Origin of the sequence: Mycolicibacterium baixiangningiae (assembly GCF_016313185.1) — a bacterium.
Taxonomy (GTDB): Bacteria; Actinomycetota; Actinomycetes; order Mycobacteriales; family Mycobacteriaceae; genus Mycobacterium; species Mycobacterium baixiangningiae.
Window position 1 is genome coordinate 2,306,021 of the sequence record NZ_CP066218.1, and the last position, 25,069, is coordinate 2,331,089.

19 protein-coding genes, 1 tRNA gene and 2 pseudogenes are annotated in these 25,069 nt (G+C 63.9%); 9 read left to right on the forward strand and 13 right to left on the reverse strand.

Going from position 1 to position 25,069, the window contains the following annotated elements:
- Nucleotides 1–24 precede the first annotated feature (24 nt).
- The 3 genes from I7X18_RS10800 (at nucleotide 25) to I7X18_RS10810 (ending at nucleotide 1,692) form a co-directional block, all read left to right on the forward strand.
- Nucleotides 25–858 carry a carboxymuconolactone decarboxylase family protein gene (locus I7X18_RS10800; RefSeq protein ID WP_193047299.1) on the forward strand — a complete coding sequence of 278 codons (834 nt, stop codon included), beginning with the start codon at nucleotides 25–27 and terminating at the stop codon, nucleotides 856–858.
- Nucleotides 855–1,562, forward strand: coding sequence for a YwaF family protein (locus I7X18_RS10805; protein ID WP_193047257.1), 708 nt, complete (start codon nucleotides 855–857; stop codon nucleotides 1,560–1,562). The genes I7X18_RS10800 and I7X18_RS10805 overlap by 4 nt, the downstream gene beginning before the upstream one ends.
- Before the next feature lie 56 nt (nucleotides 1,563–1,618).
- Nucleotides 1,619–1,692 (forward strand) — tRNA-Ile (locus I7X18_RS10810).
- Nucleotides 1,693–1,739: 47 nt separating this feature from the next.
- Here the strand turns inward: I7X18_RS10810 and I7X18_RS10815 are convergent.
- Nucleotides 1,740–2,513: a nucleotidyl transferase AbiEii/AbiGii toxin family protein gene (locus tag I7X18_RS10815; RefSeq protein ID WP_226863902.1), complete on the reverse strand. Its 774-nt coding sequence runs from the start codon at nucleotides 2,511–2,513 to the stop codon at nucleotides 1,740–1,742.
- Nucleotides 2,503–3,156, reverse strand: a complete 654-nt coding sequence (locus I7X18_RS10820; protein ID WP_193047258.1) for a type IV toxin-antitoxin system AbiEi family antitoxin domain-containing protein — start codon at nucleotides 3,154–3,156, stop codon at nucleotides 2,503–2,505. The genes I7X18_RS10815 and I7X18_RS10820 overlap by 11 nt, the downstream gene beginning before the upstream one ends.
- A 373-nt stretch (nucleotides 3,157–3,529) precedes the next feature.
- On the opposite strand from I7X18_RS10820, the gene I7X18_RS10825 reads away from it, so the two are divergent.
- Both I7X18_RS10825 and I7X18_RS10830 read left to right on the forward strand, forming a co-directional pair.
- On the forward strand, nucleotides 3,530–3,724 hold the full coding sequence (locus I7X18_RS10825) for a hypothetical protein (RefSeq protein WP_193047259.1): 195 nt from the start codon (nucleotides 3,530–3,532) through the stop codon (nucleotides 3,722–3,724).
- Nucleotides 3,725–3,774: 50 nt separating this feature from the next.
- Complete coding sequence (locus tag I7X18_RS10830) at nucleotides 3,775–4,341, forward strand: GNAT family N-acetyltransferase (protein WP_332522614.1); 567 nt, start codon at nucleotides 3,775–3,777, stop codon at nucleotides 4,339–4,341.
- A gap of 107 nt (nucleotides 4,342–4,448) precedes the next feature.
- Here I7X18_RS10830 and I7X18_RS10835 read toward each other — a convergent pair whose 3' ends face one another.
- The 3 genes from I7X18_RS10835 to I7X18_RS10845 form a co-directional block, all read right to left on the reverse strand.
- On the reverse strand, nucleotides 4,449–5,864 hold the full coding sequence (locus I7X18_RS10835) for a cation:dicarboxylate symporter family transporter (protein ID WP_193047261.1): 1,416 nt from the start codon (nucleotides 5,862–5,864) through the stop codon (nucleotides 4,449–4,451).
- Nucleotides 5,865–6,330: 466 nt separating this feature from the next.
- Nucleotides 6,331–6,999, reverse strand: a complete 669-nt coding sequence (locus I7X18_RS10840; RefSeq protein WP_198730540.1) for an HAD-IA family hydrolase — start codon at nucleotides 6,997–6,999, stop codon at nucleotides 6,331–6,333.
- A 140-nt stretch (nucleotides 7,000–7,139) separates the two neighbouring features.
- Nucleotides 7,140–8,267, reverse strand: a complete 1,128-nt coding sequence (locus I7X18_RS10845; protein ID WP_198730541.1) for an alanine racemase — start codon at nucleotides 8,265–8,267, stop codon at nucleotides 7,140–7,142.
- A 264-nt stretch (nucleotides 8,268–8,531) separates the two neighbouring features.
- Between I7X18_RS10845 and I7X18_RS10850 the strand changes: the two genes are divergently transcribed.
- Nucleotides 8,532–9,188: a helix-turn-helix transcriptional regulator gene (locus tag I7X18_RS10850; RefSeq protein WP_193047264.1), complete on the forward strand. Its 657-nt coding sequence runs from the start codon at nucleotides 8,532–8,534 to the stop codon at nucleotides 9,186–9,188.
- On the forward strand, nucleotides 9,185–9,559 hold the full coding sequence (locus I7X18_RS10855; protein ID WP_193047265.1) for a RidA family protein: 375 nt from the start codon (nucleotides 9,185–9,187) through the stop codon (nucleotides 9,557–9,559). The genes I7X18_RS10850 and I7X18_RS10855 overlap by 4 nt, the downstream gene beginning before the upstream one ends.
- A 1,294-nt stretch (nucleotides 9,560–10,853) precedes the next feature.
- Here the strand turns inward: I7X18_RS10855 and I7X18_RS29555 are convergent.
- From I7X18_RS29555 to I7X18_RS10865, 3 genes are read right to left on the reverse strand one after another with little or no spacing between them, the layout of a single operon-like run.
- A complete protein-coding gene (locus I7X18_RS29555; RefSeq protein ID WP_226864048.1) occupies nucleotides 10,854–11,375 on the reverse strand; it encodes a site-specific integrase in 522 nt (173 codons plus the stop codon).
- Entirely contained in the window at nucleotides 11,257–12,081 is an 825-nt protein-coding gene (locus I7X18_RS29560; protein ID WP_226864050.1) for a hypothetical protein, read from the reverse strand. Before I7X18_RS29560 ends, I7X18_RS29555 begins: the two co-directional genes overlap by 119 nt.
- A 40-nt stretch (nucleotides 12,082–12,121) precedes the next feature.
- On the reverse strand, nucleotides 12,122–12,325 hold the full coding sequence (locus tag I7X18_RS10865; RefSeq protein ID WP_193047266.1) for a helix-turn-helix transcriptional regulator: 204 nt from the start codon (nucleotides 12,323–12,325) through the stop codon (nucleotides 12,122–12,124).
- A 333-nt stretch (nucleotides 12,326–12,658) separates the two neighbouring features.
- Between I7X18_RS10865 and mobF the strand changes: the two are divergent.
- Nucleotides 12,659–15,129 (forward strand): annotated as a pseudogene (mobF, locus tag I7X18_RS10870) (MobF family relaxase); the annotation flags it as partial.
- A 986-nt stretch (nucleotides 15,130–16,115) separates the two neighbouring features.
- Complete coding sequence (locus I7X18_RS10875; RefSeq protein WP_193047267.1) at nucleotides 16,116–16,811, forward strand: hypothetical protein; 696 nt, start codon at nucleotides 16,116–16,118, stop codon at nucleotides 16,809–16,811.
- 393 nt (nucleotides 16,812–17,204) lie between these two features.
- Here the strand turns inward: I7X18_RS10875 and I7X18_RS10880 are convergent, their stop codons facing one another.
- The 5 genes and pseudogenes from I7X18_RS10880 to I7X18_RS10905 form a co-directional block, all read right to left on the reverse strand.
- On the reverse strand, nucleotides 17,205–18,176 hold the full coding sequence (locus I7X18_RS10880) for an IS481 family transposase (protein WP_193048679.1): 972 nt from the start codon (nucleotides 18,174–18,176) through the stop codon (nucleotides 17,205–17,207).
- Between the two features lie 100 nt (nucleotides 18,177–18,276).
- On the reverse strand, nucleotides 18,277–19,938 hold the full coding sequence (locus tag I7X18_RS10885) for a UvrD-helicase domain-containing protein (protein ID WP_193048448.1): 1,662 nt from the start codon (nucleotides 19,936–19,938) through the stop codon (nucleotides 18,277–18,279).
- Nucleotides 19,935–21,815, reverse strand: a complete 1,881-nt coding sequence (locus tag I7X18_RS10890) for a hypothetical protein (RefSeq protein ID WP_193048449.1) — start codon at nucleotides 21,813–21,815, stop codon at nucleotides 19,935–19,937. Before I7X18_RS10890 ends, I7X18_RS10885 begins: the two co-directional genes overlap by 4 nt.
- A 977-nt stretch (nucleotides 21,816–22,792) precedes the next feature.
- Nucleotides 22,793–23,164 (reverse strand): annotated as a pseudogene (locus I7X18_RS30105) (hypothetical protein); the annotation flags it as partial.
- 3 nt (nucleotides 23,165–23,167) lie between these two features.
- Nucleotides 23,168–23,983 (reverse strand): TIGR02391 family protein, encoded by an 816-nt coding sequence (locus I7X18_RS10905; protein WP_193048450.1) that lies wholly within the window; start codon nucleotides 23,981–23,983, stop codon nucleotides 23,168–23,170.
- Nucleotides 23,984–25,069: the final 1,086 nt, after the last annotated feature.

Sequence of the window (25,069 nt, forward strand, 5' to 3'; positions counted from 1 at the left end):
GTGTCCACAGATCCTGTCGATGACGTGTTCGGTCAGCTGTCTGCACTTGTCGCGATGTCGTCGGGGGATCAACGCCTCGACGCGGTGATCCGGTTGACGTGTGGACGGGCGTTGCAGCTGCCTCCGCTGCCCGTCGAGGTCGACCTGTTCGACGAGAAGGCGGACGAAGAATCGGTCGTGGCGGCGTTCGCCGAACAATTCGCCACGGATGTGTCGGAGGTCGGGGACAACCAGCGCGCACGGTTCACAACAGTGTTGGACGACAAGGCGTTTCGAGTGGCCGCCGCGGTGTTCGTCGCGGACTTCGTGCCGCGGGTGCGGGCGGGCTTCGAGGCCCTCGGCCTCGGTCACCCGGTCGGCGATGCGGTGGACTGGGATCACGAGACCGACCCGGCGCAGGTGTTGATTGCCGAGTTCGTGCCCGCGGTCGCCCGGTTGCACTCGCTCGATCCGCTGACGACCGAGGTGGTGCGGTTGCGCGGGGCGATCGCCCACAACTGCCGGCTGTGCAAGTCGCTGCGGGAGGGGCACGCCCTCGATGCCGGGGGTTCGGAACCGTTGTACGCCGAGATTCAGGATTACGAATACTCCGAGCAGTTGAGTGCAGCGCACAAGGTGGCGCTGCGATACGTGGACGCACTGGTGTGGACACCATCGGCGATTCCGGTCGAGGTGGCGCGGGGTGTGCGGAAGTGCTTCTCCGAGAATCAGTCCGTCGAGTTGACGCTCGACGTCATGCGCAACGCCACCAACAAGATCGCCGTCGCGCTCGGCGCCGACGCGCCCAGGGTGGCGTCGGGCACCGAGCGGTACATGGTGAACGAGGACGGGCAGACGGTGTTCGCCGAGACGGCGTGACGGTTGCCGTGCAGCGACAGTTCGCGGCGTACGGGCCGTCATACTGGGGCGCCATCGCAGTGTTCGTGCTCGGCGCGGCGTTCCTGGTGTGGTTGGGGCGCAGGCAAACTGAGGTGCAGTCCCGGTGGTTCGGGCGGATCCTCGGCGCCCTGACCGCAGCGATCTACGCGTCGGTGCTGATCTACTCGCTCGTCCCGCTGACGGTCGAGCGGTCGGTGCCGCTGAGGTTGACCGACCTCGCGACGGTGGCCGCGGCCTGTGCGCTGTGGTCGCAGCGCCACTGGGCGTTCGCGCTGACGTACTACTGGGGCCTGGTGCTCAGTGCGCAGGCGTTGATTTCGCCGGTGCTCGTCGGCCCGGACTTCCCGCACTACACATTCCTGGCGTTCTGGGCGATTCACCTGCTGGTGGTGTGGGCGGCGATCTACCTGACGTGGGGGCGTGGAATGCGGCCGAACTGGCGTAGCTTGCGCCTCGTCGTAGTCGTGACCGCCGGGTGGGCCGTTGTCACGTTCGTGTTCAACCGGATCGCCGGTACCAATTACGGGTTCCTCAACGGCAAGCCGGCGACCGCGAGTCTGCTGGATGCGCTGGGGCCATGGCCGCTGTACATCCTGTCGGCGACGGCATTGGTCATCGTGACGTGGGTGTTGATGACGCTGCCGTGGGTGCGTTCTCGTGGTCTGCGTACCGACGGGCGGTGAGGGCTGTTCGCCCGGGCCGCGGCCGCATGCGACGATGGTGCCGCGCTTGTCGCGCCGGGGCGGTAGCTCAGTCGGTTAGAGCCGTGGACTCATAATCCATTGGTCGCGGGTTCGAGCCCCGCCCGCCCCACGTCAGAGGGTGTTTTTCAAGATCGATTCTTGGAACTCATCGTTTATTCACCGTTTATGACGGTCTTCGCAGGTCGTACGGCCTGCCGCCATGCCTCGCGCACGGCGGCGAGCGCTTCGGCTGCCGTGACGGTGAGGCGGGTCTGTCCGGCCAGCTGGGCCTGCCACTCGGCATCCGTCGGAGCCCGGTCGAACATGCGCTGCGTCGGCACCTTGTTGGTCGGTCCGTATCGCCGAAACAGTGCGGCTGCGTCCGGGTCGATGGGCGCCGAGTCGGCTCAGCGCCCACAGGTCCCAGAGGTCGCGGGCGGCGTGCCGGTCCGTCCACGTGGCCGTCTTCGACGCCGCGAATGCGGGGAGAATCGGTACAAGCAGTTCAGCAGCGGGTGCGTCCGCATAGCGCTGAAACAGGTCGCGCCGTTCCGTCGGCCAGACGACCCGGTCGCGCGCGGAGAGCAATTGGAGGCGAACCGGGCGTCCGTCCGACGGGCGCAACAGCACCGGCAGGGTGTCTGCAGTACCGCTGAGGGCGGGTTCGACGGTCAGCCAGCCGTGGGTGCGCGCGACAGCGCGGGGGAGGGTGGCGTCGAGCTCGGTGGCCACCTCTTTGCGGCTGCCGATGGCGATGAGGTCGATGTCTTCACTCAGCCGTCCGTCGGGGAGGTGGGTGCGGGCCAGGGCGGTGCCGCCGATGAAGTGGACGCGGTCACCGAACTCGCGGCTGAGGAACGCGAGGATGTGGGAGATGAGGTGGTCGCGCTCGACTTGTTCGGCGGACACGCTGAACTGCGTTGCGACCGAGTCGCGTTCGTCAGGATCCATGATCGACCCCCGCCCAGTCTTCCGCCCGGCGCAGGGAGGCCAAGCGGCGTTGTTCGGTGGCGAGCTGGCGCAAACGGTCTGGATCCGCTCGTGCGTGGAGGGCTTTGACGGCGGCGGGGACGTCGGTTGCGCTGTCGCCGAGGGTGGGGCGGTGCGCGAGGTCGAGGATGGTTTGTTCGGGTGTCGTCGCCAGTGTGGGGCCCAGGTCAGTGCGGACGCGTTCGGCGTCGAGTTCTGCGGTGTTGCGTTTGACGAACCGTACGACGGCCGGCCGGTCGGTGAGTGTGATGGGGCGGTGTTGGCGCGGTACCGCCACGATGGCGGTTGCCAGAGCGCGGGGGATTGCGCCGTGCAGGCGCGCGGCGCTGAGTCCCATGACGACGATGTCGTCATGGCCGAAGATCGTGGTGGCGATTCCGGCGGCGGCGGCTTCCAGATCGGGAATCCATCTGCGGCCCAGCATTTCTTGTGGGATGACGACGTAGTAACCGTGGGCGAGGCGATGGAGCAGGCCGTGTTCGTAGAGCCGTGCGATTTCGGGGCCCGGGTACGCGTAGGTGGCATCGGCCTGCCCGGTGCGAAAGGTGCGCAGTGGGCGCGCGGCGAGGCCGGCGGGGACCGCCGTGCTGTGTTGCCTTGCCATAATCCACCCTCCAGTATGCGAATCATAGGCTATTGACCTACAAAATGCATACTCATAAGTTTCATTGACCGTCGGGCTCTTTAACCGCGCGTGTGGCTTCTCAAAATTAATGTCCGTTTCTCAAACTGAATGTCCACACGATGTCCAATTGGACATCAAAGTGAGAATCCGCAGCCCGGCGAGACGTTCCGGAGGGTGCAGCTGGCTTGAGAAACTGGTTGATGCCGCGGTGAGTGCGCGCGGATGCTGTGGTGGTGGGGGATCGTCGAGCAGTGGCCGTCGCTGCGTGATCAGGTGGTCCTGGCGGAGCCGGTTGTTTGGCCCGTCTGGGCGGCGCAAGGTCGGCGAATGGGTCGCCGCACAGGATGGTTTCGTGGGAGACGGCGACTTCGCCAGGACATTCTCCGATCACGTTCACCTGCCCGGTATCGCGTCCTTGGACTACGCGCACCGACATATCCGTACGCCGCGCGGCGACCTGCTGGGTGGGATCAGGTTCTACTCGCGAAACGTCGCTCGCCCGTTCGTCGACGTCTTGGCCCATAGCTTCGACGACTCGACTCCCTAGCCGCGTGCGTACTGGCTGAATGGTCGCCGTTCAACGTGCGCTACTTGCGTGTGCAGACCCGGCCCCACCGGCTGGCCGATTGGACCGACGCTCTGCTCGACAAGAGCACTCACGCCGCCAGATGCCGCGACATGGCGCCCTGCGATGGCCGCGTCACTCTACAACGGCTCGATACCCCCGAAGTCGCCCTCGGCGTGGTCGCCGAACGCTATGCCCAGCTCGCCGCGACAGACCCCGCACTGTCGAACAACATGTCCCTGGCCGCACCCGACGATCTGCGGTACTGGCATGCGCACCAACAACTGTGGGCCATCACCCGGGGCGCAGACACCATCGGTGCCTTTGCAGTGGTGCCCGGAGCGCTCGGCTGGATCACCGGCCAAGAGATCAACGAGCAGGCTCGCCGTCAAGCCGGGCCAGGACTGGTCATCAGCGCGCCCCACACGGGACAGCGTTACGCCACCTCGACGCAGTGCGCGTGGGCGCACCGGTGGGCTGCTGACACCACCGACCTGCTCATCGGAACCATCGACCGCCACAACTACGCCTCACGCGCTACCGCGCTGCGCGCCGGGCGACCCCGCGTACTCGACAACGTCTTCATCAGCCTCGACTGACAAGCCCATGGCATCGTGATCTGGTCGCCGGCTGACACTCCGAACCGGCCGTCCTGGCTCAGACCTAGAGAATGTGAACGGCTCAGTCCTTTACCAGCGCAGAGTCGCTATGTCCGTTCCAGCGCAACAGATCGTGGCAGGGGTGAAGGTTGTGGCGTCGGGAGCATTTCCTGGGTGATGGCATCTCGCACGGTTGCGGGGTTGTCGAGGGCTCGCTGGAAGGCGTCGTCGTCACGTTCCCCTGCGAGCTTGGCGATGATCATGGTTCCGGCGGCGACGCCGACAACGCTGGTGAGTGCTTTGCCTTCGCTCATGACGCGGTCGATGCCGATGACAAGGGCGATTCCGACAGCGAGAGTGGACGGCGGGAAGAATTCGGTTCCGAATGCTTGCAGCGTTGCGGCGAGTGTCACGACGCTCGCGCCACTGACTCCTGCCGCGCCTTTACTGGTGATCAGCATCAGGCCGAGTAGGGCCAACTGCGCACCTAGCGAAAGGTCGGTTCCGCCTGCCTGCGCGATGAACAGGGCAGCCATGGCCATGTAGATGGCTGTTCCGTCGAGATTGAACGAGTATCCAGTAGGGACGGTCAACGACACCACGCGGCGTGAGGCTCCGGCTGCCTCGAGTTTGGCAAGGAAGCGGGGTAGTACGGTTTCCGAGGAGGAGGTGCCGAGGACGATCAGCAACTCGTCTTTGATCATGCGCACGAACTTGAAGATGTTGAACCCGCTCCAAGCTGCGATCGCGCCGAGGATGACAAACACGAACATGATGCATGTCAGCCAGAACGCCAGCATCAAGAGACCTAGAGAGCCCAGGCTCTGACTTCCGAATTGTCCTGTGGTGTAAGCGATGCCACCGAACGCGCCCAGTGGCGCGGTGAACATGACGATGCGGATGATACCGAAGACGACCTTGTTGACTGTCTCGAATGTGCGGACGACGCTCTCGCGCAGAGTGGGCGTAAGCACCGAGACCGCGCAGGCGACGACGATGGCCAGCACCACCACTTGGAGTATCGCGTTCTCGACGAAGGGTTGTACGAAGCTGCTGGGCAGGATGTCGTGTCGAATGAAGCCGACGATCCCCTCGCTGTCGCTAGCTTGAGCGAGGTCTTCTTGTGCTTTTTCGAGTGCAGTGGCCCCAGGGTCGCCTTCGAAGCCGGCTCCGGGTTTGACGAGGTTGGCGACCACCATTCCCAGTGCCAGGCACAGTGTGGTCATCGCGAAGAAGTAGCCCAACGCGATGCTGCCGAGCTTGCCCACTTTGCGCAGATCGCCGAGAGAGGCGATACCGACGACGATGGAACAGAAGATAATCGGTGGTGCGACCACGCGTATCAACTGAATGAAGGTGTCGGCCAGCCATTTCATCTGAACTGCCACAGTGGGCGCAGTCAGGCCGAGAACGATACCTGCGGCGATCGCAACGATGATCCAGAACCACAACTTGGTGATGATTCTCCATCGGCCGGCCGGCTGAGGCCGCGTCGATGCGGCGGTTGATCCATCGATGACCATGTTGCGCTCCTTGTTCTTTGGGTGACCACGGCGTCGAGTTGTTCTTTGGGTGACCACGGCGTCGAGCTAGTTGGGCCGGGGTCAGGTCTCCCCGCGACTGCGGGCGGTGACGGGGGGATGGGATGGAGGTAGTCGACCGGACTGGCTTCTCAGCTCGGTACGACATCGTCCGGTACGTCCTCAGCCTGTCCACGCGGCGAGCACGCCGGCAGACTGGCCCGGTGATCCGCCAGGGACGGTTCCGGTGATCAGGTGCATCACGGCAGGGCATCGAATCGGGTCATTGCCCGGCGGGGGCTCGGGAATGTACTTGATGCCTGAATTGCGGTTACGACAGAGGCAGATTGACAACTTGTCGCTGCGAGTTAGGAGGGGCTCTGGGTTTCCGCATGAGCGAGCCTCGCTACGGCTGTCCTGTTTGTCGACGGAGTACCGCCGGGATCAGCGCTCCGACCCGGTACTTGACCTACGGACCGCACGAGATTGGCCCGACTGTGTCGCGGAGGAGCGGCGCCAGGCTGTCGTGTTCGGCGAGCGGAGCTGGAAGGTCGCCCCGGTCCATGTTGATGCGGTTGTGCCACCACACGGGCATTCCGAGGCCGCCGGCGCCGGGTATGTCGTAGCGAGATCCCGCAACGAAAAGGATTCGATCCGCGGGAAGCGCGAGTCGCTCGATGGCAAGGGCGTACGGTTCCGGTCGCGGCTTGTATGCACCTGCGACCTCGGCGGTGACCATCACGTCCAGGGGAACACGCAGTTGATCCGCGGCAATTTTACCGAGTTTTTCGGAGCAGTTGGTGACGACACCTATCTTGAGTCCGTTCGATGAGAGTTCACGCAACACGCCCGGTGCTTCGTCCCAGGGTTGGATCGTGTTCCACCGGGCTGACAGGCGATCGGCATAGGAGCGGTCCAGTCCCTGGGCCTCAGCTGCTTCTGCTACGAGGGTTTCGTAAGGGCGGTACGCGCCTTCGCCATAGGTAATCTTCAAGTACTCATCGCGCCAGCGTCGGCCGACGGCAGGATCGCCCGCAACGTCGGCCCACACTGTCCACGAGTCCAGAAGTGCTGTGAGCAGGTCGAATAGAACGGCGTCATACTGTCGGGCCGATGCTTCGCAAGGGGGGGTATCCATGTGCATTCTCTTTCGTTCGTGGTGGCGGTGTTAACAGTTCTGTCGTGTGTTCCGGTGTGGGTGTGTGGGTAGACAAGCTGGGCGTCGACGTGGGTTCTCGTCTGCGTACGGTCGACCGGTGGGGTGCTGCAAAGCCGGGTTTACCAGCCCTGCGCCCGCTCCCAAGTATTGACAATGACGGGTGACGAGCCCTGCACGACGGAATACTTCGAATGTTGGATTCCCATGGCGCACGCATGGTTAGGCAAAATCCGCAATCTGGTTCCGATGGGGAGTGCCGGCAGTTCTGCGCCGCTGCCGGGCCGCACAGACAAGACGCCGTGCTCTTGGCTCGCGCCGCTCATCAGCACGTCGGGGAGTAGTTCGCCGTAAATGTCAGCGACCAGTCCGTACCCTTGGTCGACGGCTTGGACTGCGGTTCCTCGATCACGTGAGGTTGCTGTCCACCCGCCGTCAGTCAGAATCCAACCCCTGTCGGGTCGGTGTCCGATGACACTGACCACGGCTGAGAGGGCGAGATCGTCGAGCGCGCAGACGCCAATGCCCGCCATGACCAAGTCGAAGAAGACGAAGTTCCCAGCTCGTACCTCGGTGACACCGGTCAGGTCGCGGACGGCGTGCGCGGTAGGAGTGGACCCGACGCTGACGATGGGCGCGGGGTGGCCCGCCGCGCGCAAGGTTTCGGCAACAGCAACGGCTGTTCTTCGTTCGGTTTCTGCGGCGGCGGCGCGCTCGTGTGGTGAGTAACTGAAGTAGGACTCGCCGGCGTGCGTCAACACTCCCCTCAACTCTGCACCGCCGACATTCAGAATCTCCGCGATCGTGATCGCTGCGGGATCCCCGGGGAGTACGCCTCCGCGGTGACCGTCGCAGTCGACTTCGAGGAGAGCTGGTATAGGTACACCGTAGGTCGACGACGCGTCCGCGACGGCTTGCGCTTGTTCGATGCTGTCGAGAAGCACGGTGAGGTCGACGCCCGCACGTCGCAGGTCCACTACGCGCTGCAGCTTGTCTGGCGCAATCCCCACCGCATACAGGATGTCGGTGAAACCATCCGCGGCGAAGACTTCACCTTCGGCCAAGGTGGACACCGTGATCGGACCAGTTCGTCCGGCCCATATCTTTCGCGTGATAACCGTCGACTTCGATGTTTTCACATGGGGCCTGAGAGGGACATCGAAGCGTTCGAGGTGTGCCTGCAACCGGTCTATATTGCGGTCAATCTTCGTCTCGTCCGCCAGCAGGAACGGGGTCTGAGGGTCGAGCAAGGTCGTACGGTTCGGAGGTGTCGTCACTACGAGGCTCTCTCTATCGAGTGGTATCGGGATCCTGTCGTGGGAATGCGACCTGCGTTACATTCTGTCTAACCGACAACTGTTTGTAAAGAGCAGTGTGGACTTTGAGTAAAATCTTCGACAGAATGAAAGGTGCCGCCCCCGGGCGCAGCCTGCCGGACCCGTCGGGGGCCGATCCAGGCCCGGACGGGCCAGTAACGGCCCGGCGGTGCACCACACCACCGAGCTGGAGAATGAATGACACCGTCGGAAACCGAGCACCTCCTGTCTGAACTCGACAAGATCGCCACCGCTGTCGGACGAACATTTCCCGGCCTGTGTGAGGTCGTCCTCCATGACTTGAGAGACTCCCTGCACACGATTCGCACCATCGAAAACAACATGTCGGGGCGCCAGCCAGGAGACTCGGCAACAGAACTCGGACTCGCCCGCATCCAGGACCCGAGCTTCCCTGCCGTGCTTCAGAACTACGCGAACAACTTCCCCGACGGCCGGGCATCGAAAAGCACCTCGATCGGCATCAAGGACAGCGACGGCAACTACATCGCCGCGCTGTGCTTGAACGTGGACGTGTCATTGCTCAGTACTCTCAACCACCAGCTCGCTGCCCTGACCCGCATCGACGAACAGGGCACGCGAGTTCAGGAAAGCCTGCGGCCGAAGAGCCTCCAGGAGATACGCGACTTCATTGCCCGATACGCAGCCGAGCGAGGTCAGACCCCCCAGGCCTTGGATGCCGGAGCAACTCGGGCGCTCACACGCCAACTACGTGATGAGGGATACATGGACATCAAGAAGTCCGTCCCGACAGTCAGCGAGGCCATCGGCGTCTCTCGGGCGACCGTCTACAACTACCTCAAAGAGTCCACGCCCAACGAAAGCGCTACGACATGAAGCAGATCAACGCTGCCGGTCTCGTCCCCCCACTGGGCAGATACAGCCACGTCACGATTGTCGGCGGAATCGCCTACATCTCCGGCCAGCTACCCATCGACACTCACGGCGAGCCGCTCACCACCAGATCCTTCAGCGGACAGGTGAAACAAGTCCTTGCCAACGTCGATGCCTGCCTGGCCTCTGCAGGCCTGACCCGCGAAGATCTCGTGCAGGTCCGCGTGTATGTCACGAACATCGCTGACTGGGCAACCTTCGATGGCATCTACGGCGAATGGATCGGAAGCCATCGCCCCGCCCGAGCCGTTGCCGGCGTCAAAGAACTGCACTACGGGTCAGCAGTCGAAGTAGAAGCGGTCGCCCGGGCGTAACCGCCTGCAGCGCTTGAGCATCTATGCCGCCCAGCTGTCGCAGCGATGCCAGAGCCCTCAAGGCCTACCCAGGATCCGCCCGATCACCAGGGCATCCGGTCGCTTCATCTCCATCACCTGCCGCCGCATCAAAACGACCGGTTTGCCGCCGCCGGCTGGATCTCGGCCTTCGCCGCAGCAGCACACTGCGAGTCAGCCCGTGACCACTACAGGCGCCCGAGAGAGCTGGGTGATCGACCGCCCCCCAGCAGACCCAGGCCATTCCGCAGCGACCTTCGCCGACATCGCTGCCTCCGTCCCGGATGGGATTGCCGAGCGAAGGATCGCCTGGCGCACGTTACGGCGGCGTGATCGCCAAGTATGAGTTGCCGGGAGGGGTGCCGAAGGGATGGGATGTCGTGTGCCCGCACTGGGGCATGGAGATGCCGCTGTCAACCGACCAAGCAATCTGGCTGCGTGACGCCGTCAGCTACGTCCTAGACGAGAGCAGGATCAATCGGCCAATATCACAACCAAAGCCGCTCTCCGAGTAAGTTTTCCGACTGGCCCGCTGTCGGCGTCATCGCTGCCGCAAGCCTCCCCTTTAGTCAACACAGACCGTCGGAAACCGAACAGGCAACATGTTGGCCGCCCTGGCCACCATCAGAGTATGTCTCGCGGGTGTTGACGTTCTCTGCGCAGATGGTGTCGATCCAGCACAGTGACGAAAAGGCCACTTGCGAGGGTGTCGCACCATCCAGTTTGAAAGTGAGTATCCGCAGGGCGGACATTGCGTGAGAACGCTGCAGTCGTCGGTCGTCAGCGGAAGGGGCGGCCATGAAGTCTGAAAGCCACACGGGCGCGAGGCGCGGCGGGGGACTGACCTGGTGTCGGGCGCCAGTTGTGGTCCGCACAACGGTGACGCAGTTGGAGGAACTTCGTGCTCGGGCGGTCGCCCCTGCGCAGCCTGCCAACGTTTTGGACGTCCGTGCACAACCCCGGTCAAGTTGGGGGTGACGGCGTCCGCACGCTCGATTGCTTCCGGCACTGCCCGCACTTGAAGTAGTCCACGTCTCCTTCGATCACCTGCCGATAGACGCAGGCGCGGAAAACGTTGTTACAGGGCCCGTTTTCGGTGGGACGCGGCCAATCCTGATCGGAAGCGTTGTTGCGGTCACAGTGACGAGAAGGGGGCCAGTGCGCGGATGTCGTCGCATGCCGACTTGGCGCTCATCTCCGCATTCATTTCGAAGTGGACATGAAAGTGAGAATCCGAAAGGTGGACATCGACTGAGAATGCCGATGATGCCGCAGTTCAGGGAGCCGGGTGTGGACAAGAAGTTTTAGAAGCCACAGCGCGGTCGAGCAGATCGGCAACCTGTGTGTGGATCCGGCCGCGGCTCATGTAGCGGTCTTGAGTCATGCTCACGTGACTGTGCCCGAGGTGATCCGCGCCGATTCGGGCAGACAAACCTTCGTCGTCGATCAGTGTCGCGACAGTCTTGCGGAAACTGTGAGTGGTGGCGTCCCCGAGGCCGAGTTCGTCACGTGCCGTGCGCCATTCCTTGGCGAAATTGTTGGGGTCGCGCAGCGTGCCGGCGGTGGACGGGAAGATGACCTCTTGTTCTCCGAGGTACGGCAGATGTCTACGCTTCTGCAGCATCTCGATCGCGAACTTCGGTAGCGGAAGAGTCCGCCGTCCTGCGGTCGACTTGGTCTCATCGACGCGCATCAGCCCCTGTCCGGTCACGCGGATGACCTTCCCGGTGACGGCAAGCATGCCGGCCTTCTCGTCGAAGTCCGCCCACCTCAGGCCCAGGAGCTCGGAGCGGCGCAGCCCTGTGGCGACGAGCAGGGTGATCGGATCGATGAGGTCGTGCTTCTCGCAGTAGGAGGATGTCTGAATCTTGACCAGGAGGGTCCCGCAGCTGGTCCGCGGTGAGCGCGACCGCGCCCTTGGGCTGACTCTTCGATCCCAGAGGCTGGACGTCGCGCACAGGGTTGGCGCTGAGCACGCTCGACATGACGGCCAGTTGCAGTGCGCCGCGCAGCATCGTTTTGGACTGGCGGGCCATTGTGGCGCCGTGGGCGTTTCGCATGGAGCGCAGTGCGGCGTCGATGCGCGCAGGAGAGGATTCGCTGACGCGGAGGCCGCCGATGAACTTCTTGAGCTTCGTCGTGGTGAATCGGTACGTCGACATGGTGACCGGTGACCGGCCGTCCTCAGCAAGCCGTGCGAGGTGCCGCTCGACGAGATCGCTCACTTTCGTGTGCGGTCCGATCTCTCCGTATTCGGCGAATCGCTGGCGCTCCGCGAGTGCGGCGATCAGTGCGTCCTCGGCCAGCTTGCCGTGCTGGTCGTATTCGTCCACAGGGCCGAGCTTCTGCACAAGGCGCGTGACGCCGTCGGCATCTCGGTAGCGGCACCGTGCCAGCCACACGCCGCCGCCCTTGTAAACGCGTTGGATCTTTCCGTGCGTGCCGATCCGCAGTTGAGGCCTACCGGCCATGGGGCTTCCCCTCCCCGTGCCTGCCGCCGCCATTTTGGCCGGCGATGATCAGGCGCCTACCGGATCATGTTACTCAGGCGGAGTGACGCTTCGACGGGGCGAATTGATCCTCTTCCCAATCAATTACGTCGCTGAGTCGGTAACGCACGTGTCGTCCGAACTTCGCGTACCCGGGGCCAGTGCCCTTCGAGGCCCACTCGGCCGGTGTCTTCACCGGCAGTCCGTATCGGTCAGCGAGCTCGCGCCGGGTAAGCCATTTATCGCTGGTGTCATCCATGGTGGTCACTTCCTGTCGGCCGCCACTTCAGCGGCATTACACCACTGTAAGACCGCCCGATGACGTTCATATGCTCAAAATTTCGCGTGCACATCGACGACGTCTCCAATCCTCCAATCTTACCCCGCAACCCATCTCAATCTGTCCCATCACATCCCCTATCACCACTCCTCCCTTCCCGCACCTTCCCCAAAACCCCTACACCCCTTAATATTACGGATATCCGCACCACCCAAACCCTCAGAGAAACTGCATGGCACATTTGCACAGCGGTGCGAGAATGGTTGTGGCGCAGCAAGTGCCGCCGTCGCTGATCCCGGGTGGATGATTCTGATGTTGACGATCGCCAAGCTGAAGCGGTGGTCGATCAACTACTACATCGACACCGCCCAGGCCGCCGAGCGCGCCACCAAGGATCGCGCCCGCGCCGGAGGCGGACTGGGGGAGTACTACTGCGAGCACGAGACCCGGACACCGGTATGGCTACTGGCCGGTGACACCCATACGACCGCCAGACTCGTCGGGCTCACCGATCACCAGCGGGCGGGCGGTGAGGCCGACGCGGAGGTGGTGGCGCGCTGGCTCGATGACGGCGTCGGACCCAACGGTGCGCACGGGCGCACCTTCGGCGTGCGCGGTGTGCACGGTTTCGATCTGACGTTCTGCGCACCGAAGAGTGTGTCGTTGATACGCGCGCTGAAAACCGACGACGTGATCGCCAAAGCGATCGCCGACGCGCACACCACCGCACTCGCCGAGGCGATGGAGTATCTGAGCACGCACGCCGGCTACACCCGGGTACACAACCCGGTCACGGGAGAGAAGGATTTGGTGCGGCTGCCGGGATTGGTGGCGATCGCCTATCAGCACGAGACCTCCCGGTGCGGAGATCCGCACCTGCACACCCATGTCATCGTGCCCAACCGCCAGGCGCGCGGCGACGGGCAGTTCGTCTCCATCGATGGGACGTCGCTGTATCACGAGGCCCGCGCTGCCGGAGTGATCTATCAGGCCACGCTGCGTCGCGAACTACACCGCTCCCTGGCTTTCGAGTGGGAGCCCGTGGACCCGGCGACGGGAATGGCGGAGCTGGCCGGGGTCGACCGGGACTCCATTACCGCGTGGTCGCGGCGCTCGACCGCGCTGCGCGAGTGGGCCGCCGGAAACCTCACCGTGGTGGACGGGCAGGTGTCGGCGGCGCAGCTGGCGGCCGCGCAAAAAGCCACCCGCCCATCGAAGCCGGAAGAGTTGTCCTGGGGGCAACTGCAGGAGCAGTGGGCCGCGGATGCGCGGGGGCTGCGCCTGGACCGCGCATCCTTCGACGCGGCGCGTGCGGCGCGCACTGCGCGGCGCACATCGGGGCGCGCGCTGTTCGATCGGGAGGACCTGGCCGAGGCGGCGGCCAATATTGAGAAGGCGGCGTTCACTCGCGCCGACTTGGTGGAGATCGTGGGCGCACAGCTGCCGGTGGACACCGCACAGTCACCGCGCGCGCTGGTCGAGGACGCGGTCGACGCGGTCGCGGTGCGCCTCACCGGGGTGCGCGCCGCACATCAGCGGGAGGGCCATGAGCGATTCACCCTGGATCAGATCCTGAATGAAGAAAAGGCGGTGCTCGATCTGGTCGATGCGCAAGAGCCGCGCTCCATGCTGTGGATCAAGCCCGAAGACACCGCCGGCCTGTCGGAGGATCAGCGCCGCGCCGTCGAGAACATCGGGCGCTCCCCATGGTTGGTGCAGCCACTGTCCGCACCTGCCGGGGCGGGCAAGACCACCACCATGCGCGCCCTCATGCCCGCGGTGCACCGCCGCTTCAACGGTCACGTCCTGGTCCTGGCCCCGACGGGGAAGGCAGTCGATGTCGCGATGCGGGAGGGGGCCGGCGACACCGGCCACACCGTCGCCAAAGCCCTACAGATGCTGCGCGACAACCAACTCGACCTGAGTCCGGCAACGATGGTCGTCATCGACGAAGCCGCGATGGTGGGCACCGACGACCTGCGCCAACTCCTCACCGCCACCACCGCCGCCGGAGCGAAGACCGTTCTGGTGGGGGATGAGCACCAGCTCGCCCCGGTCAAAGCCCGCGGCGGCATGTTCGCCCAACTCTGCACCGACCTGCCCTGGACCCAGAAGCTCTCCGAGGTGTGGCGGATGCGCGACCCAGACGAACGCACCGCGTCACTTGCGTTGCGCGACGGCAATCCCGCCGACGTCGCCCGCGCCGTCACTTGGTATCGCACCCATGACCGTCTTCACTGCGGAGACGCCGTCACCATGGCACACGACGCCCCCGCCGCCTACCAGACCGATCTCACCAAAGGTCATGACGCACTACTCATTTGCGACACCACCGAAATGGCCCGCGCACTCAACCAACGACTCCACGAGCAACGCATAGGACGCGACCAACCCACCCTCACTGTCGCGAATGGAGAGCAGATCGGGTTGGGGGATCTGATCGTCAGCCGCCGCAACGACCCCAACGTCATCGTCATCGACAATCCACAAGCCACCGAGTCCGCCCCGATGGTCCGCAACGGAAACCGCTGGCGAGTCGCAGCGATCGATCCGGAGAATCACCGGATTGCTGCAGTCCGCCTCGACGATGGCGCTGGCGCAGTGTTCAGCGGCGACTATCTGCGCGAGCACATCAACCTCGGCTACGCCGTCACCGTGCACTCCGCCCAAGGCGTCACCGCCGACACCAGCCACGCCATCCCGGCGACAACGCCACCCGAAACCTGGTCTACGTCGCGATGACTCGCGGCCGCCACACCAACACTGCACGCTTTTATGAACGCTACATCGAGGACGACCAGCCCGCGCAAGGACAGATTTCGCTGGATCGTGGAAGCTCAACCCAGGCAGCACAAGTTGTGGGGATGCTACTTGCCCGCGACAACGCTCCGCAGACCGCGTACGGAGTCGCGTCCGAGGCGGACCCCGCCACAATCCCGCGGATTGTCGAGGGATTCCTCAAGCGCCGCGCAGACGCAGCCAGATCTAGGAGGCACGGCTTCTGTGCGTGGCAGGCTGCACCGCTCGACAAGCTCATGAACTCAGTGATTCTCGCGAGCGAAGCGTTAGCTTCCGGCGTGAGTCTGAGTACAGCTTGGACCTTTGACTCACCTGGAACAGATCAGTGCTCCACTTATTGCGCGGCCGCAATCCACTCACGACCAAGGAGAAGCTGGACGCACCCGTCCCCGTCGAGGATGGCTGGCACCATTTCACAACCGTAGGCCTGCGTGAACTGGCCAATCCGTACATCCTGCGCGGCAATAGCACCCGTCCGACGGAAGATCGCCAGTCGGTACCTGTCCACGCTATGCGCATCCAGATCGTCTGCCGCGCAATTCTGTGACTACCTTGTCGGTTCCGGAGCAGGCTGCTCAGGATTCGACCGGAGCTGACACTACCTCCCAAATTTCTCACTCCGGCGCACTCAAGGCCGTTCGGAAGTGCTGGGAGCGGCAGCTATATCAAGGCAGAGGATCGCAAACAAATATCCGGGGAGAAAGATCTACCGGGCCGCAAGAGCTGAAGGGGACTGCTAACGGGTGCAGCTGAGCGTCAACGTGATCGAAGCTGCTGCCCCCAGATCGCTGGCTAGCGCCATTGATGCTAAGAAGCGGGGGAACATCTTCGTTGTGGCGGTCCCCCGGGAAAGGTCCTGAGCCGGGATCGCTCGGCAGTGCGGGCAGGGCCTTTATGGAGGTCTCTATAGTTGCTCGCGCACCAGGCTGCCTGCAACAGTTTGTCCATCCGCTGGTGTATAGATATTGCCGTGAACTGGGGAGATCTATCGACGCGACCCTTCCTCGCAGAGGTGTGGGGGGATGTTGCGACGTGGGTCGGTGCTGTGATGACGGGTGCAGCCGCTCTCATTGCAGCGATTGCGTACGCAGTCGGTAGGCGGGCTGAGAAGTGGGCTCAAGCCTCGCTCATCTACTTCGAACCCGGGGCCGGTGGAAGGTACGAGGTTCATAACCGCTCGGATAAGCCAATCGTCGGAGTCCGCGTCTTACCGAAGCGTCGGTCTCTCTGGTCTGCGGTTCGCGCGGGCAACTACACCGAAGCGGTGATCTTCGGCGAGCCGTCGATCTTCGAGTCGCCTTCCTACGAGCTGTACCAATCGGTGAAGAGAGCTCACTCGAAGAAGGCTCCGAATCGAGATTGCGGAAGCCACATGTTCGCCGCCAAGATTGAACCCGATCACCAGGGTCACTTCGGGGCTGAGTGGATCCAGATTAACGGATACAAGGCCTACATTGAGTTCCGTGATGTCCATGGCCGCGACTGGCGTTACGACGTCGAGGAAGAGAAGCTGAAGTCAATTAAGCGCCGTCCGACACCTTTGAAGATGAAGACCAACAGCAGGTGGGCGATGCGTTGGATTGTGCAGAACGAGGCGATCTATCTGTGGCGGAATTATCTGTACCACCCAGAGGGCAAGCCGATCAGTCGCAAAAATTCTTCGTAGACAATTACTTCGAGGGATCTGGGCAGCTGGTCGCTTTTATCACGTCCTACGGCTCAATGTGGTAACGACGTACTCCCGCAAGTCCTTTCGGGCGGATTCAGGAAGCGATCAAGAAGGGCATCGCGCCAGGGAAGGCCGAGACGTCATGCGGGCATCCGCAACGAATCCAGTCTGTGCCGAGATGATCGCCCAGACGGAGAGTGTCAACGCGTATCGGTCGGGCTGTGAACTTCGGGCTGGGGAGGGCGTATCAACCGTTTGGCCAGTTTCAGAGATTTAGATCGATGTCAGAAGGTGACATCATTTCTTCGGGTGGTTGTTCGGACGGCTCGCGCGGGACTCGACCACCGTCGGCGACACCGGGTCTAGCTGTCGTGACCTGACACGTTGTTGTCAGGCGGCGAGCCGGCTGATGGGTGGTTTTCCGCCGAGGGCGGAGTGGCCTCGTTGAGTGTTGTAGCGGCGTAGGAATCGGTCAAGGCCTTGTGTGCGCAGACTGTTGGATGACCAGGGGCGCGCGTAGGCCCATTCGGTGAGCAGGGTCCGGTTGAATCGCTCAGCTTTGCCGTTGGTCCAGGGGCAACCTGGTCGGATGAATCGGCGTTTGAGTTGCCATGCCGAGCACACCCAGCCCCAGTTCGTGCCGCGCCGGTAGACCAGGGCGTTGTCGGTGAGTAGACGCCGCACACGCACACCGTGGTCGGCGAACCAGGCCAACGCCCGGTGCAGGAATCCGGCGCAGGTCAGGTCCTTCTCGTCGGGCAGCACTTCGCTGTAGGCCAGCCGGGTGTAGTCATCGATGGCGGTGTGGACGTAGTCGTAGCCGATCCTGGTCTTCTTGTGTCTGTGGGCAACTGAGACCGCAGCGTCGCGCCCGTGCAGCCGCCACCCGCCCCCTGCAGGGATGCGGCCGAGCTTTTTGACATCGACATGGACTAGTGATCCGGGTGTGCGGTGTTCGTAGCGGTTGGCGCTGCGCCGCGATGACCGCACCGCCTCTCCCGTGATCGGGTCGATCGCAGACAGATGGGGCACTTCGTGGCGTGCCAGGATCCGTCCGACCGTCGACGGATTGAGACCGAGTTCGGCGGCGAGCACCACCGCGCCCCGCTTGCGGCGTCGCCGAGCTGCCAGCACTTTCTGTTCGACCCGCCTACTGGTGCGCTGGGGCATCCGGATCGGCCGCGAGGACCGGTCGGCCAGCGCCGCGTCGCCGCCCTGGGCGTGCCGGCGTAGCCACTTGTACACCGTTGACCGCGAAACACCCAGCTGTTCAGCCACATGCGCGGGCGGCCAACCAGCAGCGACACGCTCAACGATCAGGCGACGAGCGAACAGGTTGGTACGGGCGTTAGCGTGAGACACGAGGACCTCCTACGGGTGAATGCCAGACACATCCACTCCGTCAGGAGGTCCTCCCAATTTCAAGCAGGCACGCCGTCAACAACCTCCCGGGTCACGACATCTAGCCGGCAGGCGTCATCACCTCGACCACCCGATCGTAGGTGTCGACGAGCGGCGACCACAGCGGGTGCACTCGGTCGGGAACCACGATGTATGCGCGTCGACGCGCCCGGGTAAGGACGACGTAAAGCAGCCGCGACAGCGTCGGGTACGGGGGACCCTCGTTACCATGGTATTCGTCGTCCTGCAGTAGCAGGATCGTCACGTCGGCCTCCCTCCCCTTGGTTTGGTGCAGGTTCATGACCTGCACCGGGTGCGGTCGCAGTCCTGCGTCGCCCACCAGCGCGGCGTGGCGTGACCGCTCCAGTTCCGCTTCGACCCTGCTAAAGGGCTCGCCACCGCGGAGGTGCCGCAGCGCCGATCGCATCCGACGGGCGGCAAGCGTCCATGTCTCCTGGCCGCGGTGCGTCCCTAGACGCGCGTAGGCGCCCGCGACGACATCGGCGAGCCCGTCGACGTCCAATGGGTTTGATGCCGCGAGAAGATCGCCGGTCACGTCCAACAGAGCGCGTTCGAATGCGGGATTCGTCCTCTGCACGATCTGCTGGACCAACGGGGTGTGCGCCCGGTAATTCGCAGCGACGTACACCGCGAAGGCCGATCGGCCGGGGACGCCGTGGAGTGCGTAGCGGAGCATGGCTGCCTGTGCGTTCAGTGCCTCTCCGTAGGCCTCGGACAGCCCGACCTGCTCGTGCCGCACGCCGTTCTCGGTCAACGCATCCGACAGTTCCGTCGTCGCGGCGTTGGTGTGGGTGAACACACTTACCGTGTGCCGCGCCGAACGTTCGGTCGCGATGATTTCCATCGCGGTCTCGTACCGGGACCCCGCCCCGATCCGGGTGACGACGAGCCGCCGGTCAGTCACGGCACCGATCAACGCCACGTCGTGGAACCGGCGTTCGCGCGCCGCGTCGGCTGCCGCCGGCAGCACGCCCGTCGGATCGCGATGGCTGGCGACCGGCAGGTCTATGCGGACCGCGTTGGGAAGCCGTAGGGCCTCCGTTACCCGCAGTTCCGGGTCAATCCGCTTCATCTCAGCGTAGATGCACTGGTTGACGTCGCCGAGCAGGATCCGGCGCGAGGTCGGCGCGACGGCTTGCGTGAACCGCCATTCCTCATCGCTGGTGTCCTGGAACTCATCGCAGATCACCAGGGCGTAGCGGCGCCGGTAGTACGCGGACACCGTGTCGTTACCGAGGATGTCGAGTGCGAGCGGAATGAGCTGCGCGTATCGCAGACTGTCGGTGACGGGGCCCCGCACCCGGTACTCCGCCTCGGACTGGATGCGCAGCGGCGGATGATAGCCGTACGCCGGGCCCCAGTCGGTGACGACGCGCCACGCGAATCCGTGGAAGGTGACGATGTCCATGCGGTTGAGCAGCGGCCCCACCACGGGCCCCGCCCGCTCGACGACCTGAGCCACCGCGGTCCGTGAAAAGGACAGGAGGAGCACCCTCGCCCGCGGCGGCAACGGTGACACCGTCTTCTCGATCAGCATCCTGCGACGCAGCACGTCGCGCGACGCGTCGTCGGCGCGGATGAGGGCCGCGGCCGCCGCAGCGGCCGTCGTCGTCTTACCCGTACCGGCTCCCCCGAGCACGACCGTCACCGCCGCCGTCGACTTGATCACGTCGATCTGCGTTCCGACCGGGGTGTAGGTCACGGCGACGCTCCCACATCCCTTGCTGCGGGCGGAAGCATGTCGACACGACGCGGCCCTCCGTACGCGGCGGACGCAACACGGCTCACGGTCGCGAGAGCCTCCTCGATGACCGGAGGCAGGGCGCCCAAACTCTCGACCAGGGCGTCGAGGAACTGCTCGTGCAGACCCTTCTTGTGAAGAACAGGGGACACGGCCTTCGACAGATTGTCGTCGGATGTGCCCACGGACGGATCGGGGATCCCGTACGCCGGCAGCACCCCCGCGGCGGCGCGGACGTGAACGGCGTCGACACCGGACTGCAGCGCCTCCTCGATCGCGGTCTTGGGAGGGAGTCGGACGACCACGTCGCACGCGGCCTCGATATCGGCCAGCACCGTCGCCGAGGTCTTTTCCGGATCGCGGTCAATGAGCGCGACGACGCGAAAACCCAGTGCCCGAGCGAGATCCGCCACTCTCGGGATCTGACCGGTTCCGCCGCCGGAACCGTTGTCTGCCGATACGAGGCGGACACCGACCGCTGCGAGAGTCGAGCGCGCGGTTCCGGGGTGCCGGTCGGCCGCGGTGAATGTCGTCAGGTCGTGCGGGCCCTCCACGATCGCGACTATCGGCGCCGTGAGGGCGGGCAGCAGCTGAGTGTGGACGAGGCGCCGCACCGCGATCTCCTTCCGGTCGCTCGGCGTCGAAAGACGGTGGTGGCTCCGGGCTCCCCCGAGGCGCGCGAGCCGCACCAGTTCGGCGGGAGCGAAGGCGCGTGCCACTTCCGGGCGCCGCGTGGATAGCCAAATCTGTGCGGCGGCGACGCGCAGCGACGCGGCCAGGTGTTCGGAGGTAGCAGCGTCCAGCCCATCGCCGAAGTCGTCGCCGAGTACGACCGCGCGATCGGTGGTGGTCGCGAGCAGCAGCGCCTCAGCCGCAGCGAGGACAGCCGATGTCGTCGATCCGTGGTTGGACAGGCCCAGCAATCCCGCATCGTCGAGTTCGAGCGCTGGCTGAACGGTGCGCAGCAGAGCTGACAGCGAGCCGTCCTCCGGCTGAAACCGCACCGCGTCGGCCATCATTGGATTCCCGGTCAGATGGTGAGAGAGATTCCCCACCTGCAGGACATCGCCGACGATCGCCGAGATCGTGGGATGCGCCGCGAGTGCATCCGTCGCGGTGGCCACCGATTGTTCGAGCGCGCGGAACGCCTCGGACGCGCCCTCGGCGTCCCGCTCATCGACCAACCTTCGCAGCGCACCCTCGGCTCTCAATTGCAGTGGGCGATGCGCCGAGAGGACGATAACGGGAAGCGCTCGCCGGGTCGCACCAGGGACCCGCGCGTACTGCGCCCCCGCGGGGTCGCTGCGAGCCGGGTAGTACACGACGTGCTCGAGAACGTCGGCGATCGGATCGTAGGTGACGCGATAGCAGATCCGCACCCCGAGTTTCGCGTCGAACGCCGCGTTGCCGCTGTCGTCGATCTGGTCGTCGACATCGAGTGGTTCGAGGAACCCGTCGCACGACTGTTCCAGCTCCGCGTCGAGGTCGACCAGGGTCGCCTCGACTTCGGCGTACGGCGCCAGGCCCGGTTCGTTCACGGCGGTTCCGCCGACTGGTCGGGCTGCCAGCGTGTCCTCGCGCGGCTTGGCTGGTGCACCGGAATCGTCACGTGTCGACGCGGCATCGTCGGGTGTCGAGGCGCCGCTCCGTTGCCGCCGTATGTCGGTGAGCGACGGCTGCACGCGGATGTACGCGGGATCTAGCAATCGCGCGAGCGCGGTGATCACGTCGCTGCGACCCGATCTGGGCACGCCCGCGAGCACCACGTGACCCTCGGGACGAAGATCCAGCTGCGACCAACCGCGGAAGTCCTTTAGCCGCAGGCGCGAGATGCGCACATCACCCTCCCTCGGCTGCGTCCGGGTGCAGCTGCAGCGACGCTAGCATCCCCGATGATTACGGGCCGATTGCCGAACGTGGGCACGGCGTCGGGCATCTCACGAGCTCTTGCGCTGCTCTGCGCGGCGAAGTGGTCGGCCCCGAAATCGCGTTCGTCGGCTTCACCGGGAATGGTCTTGCACTCGGACACGGGGTTCGCTCCCGGTTAGTTTCGGCGCCCCGTAAGTCGTCCTGGGGCTCCCGCCACACCCTGGAACTGCGCATCGTGAGGTACCTGACGATTTCGGAACACCCCGGTGTATTCGCCGCCGTCGGCGCGGGGTGTTCGGTTCCGCTGCGCTTCTCTGCGAGCCGAGAACTGGTTAACGCAGTTTCAGCGCGGGAGCGACTCCGTTGCTCTTCGGTGCATCGATTGGGGGAGCGCCTGTGACCGTCGACGACGGTCACAGGCGAACGAGCCGGCGCAGGATTCAGGCCGCCGACAGCAGCCGTGGGCGGGCTATGGCTCATGCGCGTCGTAGTCTTCGTACGCTTCTTCCATCTCAGATGCTGCCTGCGCCATCGCCGCATCGTCCCAAGGCAGGTCCACTAACTCACGTTCGGGGGCGGCAAACTGAGAAGTAACGGTCTCGGAGGACGCAATCATATCTGCGACAAACGACTCTGCCGCTCGCACGAGGCGGTCGTCGTCGCAGACGAATCCTGTCTCAAGGTGGTAGCTCGATGCCTGCGTCCAGTTCGCTGAACCGAACCAGACCCGCTGCGGTTCAAAGCGAAAATATTCTTCGGTACCGTAGGGGGTGTCGTACTGGCGCCAACCAATTTCCCCGAGCACAAGTAGCTTGGCATGCGGTAGTGGGGGCTGACTAGTGGGCCGGCCATCCTTCCGCCACCCGAGCACTCGAATCGGGTCGATAACGTACGCGAGGTCCTCACGAGATGTGTACGGACCGATAATCTTTGGGTAGTCCGAGCTGTCGGCAGGAACAACATCCTCCAGGCGAAGGATCGCCCTATTGGGAAGTCCCTTCCCGCTGTTGATCAGCTCTGGCCGCGCCATCGCGCGGTGCCCGACTGGCAGCTTGTCAACGACGATGCAGAAGGTGTCGAGTCTGAGCAGACGTGAAGCGACAGCGCGACTCGTCAACCAGGGAACGCAGCCAATGGCGGCCGGGTACAGCTCACGGCCGGAACGTGGGGCGGCGAGATGTTCGTCAAGGACGTCGCAGAGACCATCGACTACCCGACCGCCGAACCAGGCGCGCCAGCCGCTGTCCGCCGGACCCCATTCAAGCGGATTCCCTGACCATCGACGGAAATCCTCATAATCGCCAAGTGGCCTGTTCATGGTCTACTTCAACCTTCGTCGCCCGTAACTCGTCAAGCCAGGAGGGATCGGTGACTTCAAATCGCCGCGCATGAGTCGCTGTTCCTGTCCGGCTTTCCTTAACTCGGCACGATCCAACGAGCGCATCAACATGCTTGTCGTCGCCAGCATTTCCATTGCCTCGTGCTCGGTGATCTGCAAATTCGGGCCATGCCCACGCGGGTTACGCAGAACCTGCGCGACACCCATGAATAAGTACTTGAAACCCTCACGCTCGTCGGCCTTTTGGGCTTCGCTCGCGCCGTCGGAGGTTATGTCCAGCAGCGCCGCTTGCTCGTCAAAGATCTTTCCCATTAACCCCTTGCCGCTGAGTGCAACGCCTTTGGCGTTCTTCGGGTATCCCGTCAACGCCTGCGCCCTGTCCTCAACGGCCTTGCACGCGTTGAACACAGCGTCGCCGTAGTGCCGGCTCGCGATCTGCGACCCGCTTGCCGCCGAGATCAACGGATGCAAGCCGGGCAGACTGACGGGCATCGGCTGCCGCAGCACCGTGCTACCGGACACCACCTCATACTTCGCGCCGGTGTGGTCCAAGTTCTTGCTTGCTCCGGGAAATGGCATCTCACGTACCTGCACTTCCCGCAATTTCATCGTCTTGGTCTTGCCATTCGGCAACGTGTCAGTGACCTCGTCCCCATCCTCAACGTCAGCATCTACGGCAAACGTTATGCCGTGTTCGTGGCCGAGGTCTTGAGCCTGGATGTCGAACTCTGTCACCGTGCCGTCGCCCGCGACTCGGCGCAGCTTCATGGTCTTGCCGGGGATTCCGTGCGGAAGCATTCCCCGATTCTCCCAGGTCGGACCAACAGAACTCGGCGTGTCGAGGCGTGCGTGTCGCAGTATCCCCGGAGAGTCCGTACCTGGACCGAACCTACGCGTTCTGCGGGCGAGTCGGTCCGACGTTCGAGCGAGCGCCGCAGCACCTACCTGTCTTGCACAAGCATGCCGTGTGATAGATAACCGCTTTGATTCGCCACGCGCCTGGTCCGCACCGGAGCGACATATGCTGTGGCATCTGAACGCTCGTGATGTCCACGGGTTCGATCCTGAAGCCTTGAGTGGTCGAAAAGCCGCAGGCACCAGTAGAAGTGGAGCCAAGGGGATTCGAACCCCTTTCGCCCACTCGCTGCGTGGCGGCGGGGCCTAGCAAACGGCCGGTCATTCGTTTTGACGATAGGCGTCGATTCGTCGGGGGAGACGCTGGTGGTTATGGAAATGTGTAGAACTACCATCTGGGTTGAGCACGACCAGTTGCCATTTTCGGCAAGCGGCTCGTATGCACCATCGGTGGCCCAGTGACAGCCAAATGTGAACGAATTTGTGAATGAAACTTCGTGAAACGGGCGAGACGCGGCGTGACTCGAAGTTGGTAGCCAAACCGCAGATATGGCCTGAGCTGCGTATATGCAGCCAGAAGAATGGCGAGAAATCTCGATACTCTGTCGCATAACCCGGCGGTCATGTCAGCCGAAACGCAGTGGGCGACGGCTCTCGTCCCTTGAGGAGATCGGTCGATCGCAGCCCGCCTTGCCTGCTGGCGACGGCAGCCTCGAGGTCGTGGAGAAGACTCCCCGTGTGGTCGTGCCGCCAGGACCTCGCGTTCACCGTGCTTGGTCCTTCATTGACGCCGAGGCGAGGCAGATCGCACTAGGCCACCTCGACGCCCCGATCGCTCGGCGCCGAGAGGCTGTGGCGTCGCGACCGTCCGAGCGCAGAACACGGCTGGCGCACTGGCCGGAACCTAGCGACTTGGTCCCAATTTGCGGGTTATGTCCAGACACATTTCACCATCGAATATTCACCGATAATGATCGAGAATCGCCCCGAATCGGCCAGAATCGCTCGGTCTCGACGAAGTTCGTAGAA

Bases quoted from the DNA above. Each gene is read 5' to 3' on its own strand.
- I7X18_RS10855 (WP_193047265.1), top strand. From the start codon at position 9,185: ATGAAGCAGATCAACGCTGCCGGTCTCGTCCCCCCACTGGGCAGATAC.
- I7X18_RS29560 (WP_226864050.1), bottom strand. From the start codon at position 12,081: ATGGCGGCGGCAGGCACGGGGAGGGGAAGCCCCATGGCCGGTAGGCCT.
- I7X18_RS10835 (WP_193047261.1), bottom strand. From the start codon at position 5,864: ATGGTCATCGATGGATCAACCGCCGCATCGACGCGGCCTCAGCCGGCC.
- I7X18_RS10820 (WP_193047258.1), bottom strand. From the start codon at position 3,156: ATGGCAAGGCAACACAGCACGGCGGTCCCCGCCGGCCTCGCCGCGCGC.
- I7X18_RS10840 (WP_198730540.1), bottom strand. From the start codon at position 6,999: ATGGATACCCCCCCTTGCGAAGCATCGGCCCGACAGTATGACGCCGTT.
- I7X18_RS10815 (WP_226863902.1), bottom strand. From the start codon at position 2,513: ATGGATCCTGACGAACGCGACTCGGTCGCAACGCAGTTCAGCGTGTCC.
- I7X18_RS10865 (WP_193047266.1), bottom strand. From the start codon at position 12,325: ATGGATGACACCAGCGATAAATGGCTTACCCGGCGCGAGCTCGCTGAC.
- I7X18_RS10850 (WP_193047264.1), top strand. From the start codon at position 8,532: ATGACACCGTCGGAAACCGAGCACCTCCTGTCTGAACTCGACAAGATC.
- I7X18_RS10905 (WP_193048450.1), bottom strand. From the start codon at position 23,983: ATGCTTCCGCACGGAATCCCCGGCAAGACCATGAAGCTGCGCCGAGTC.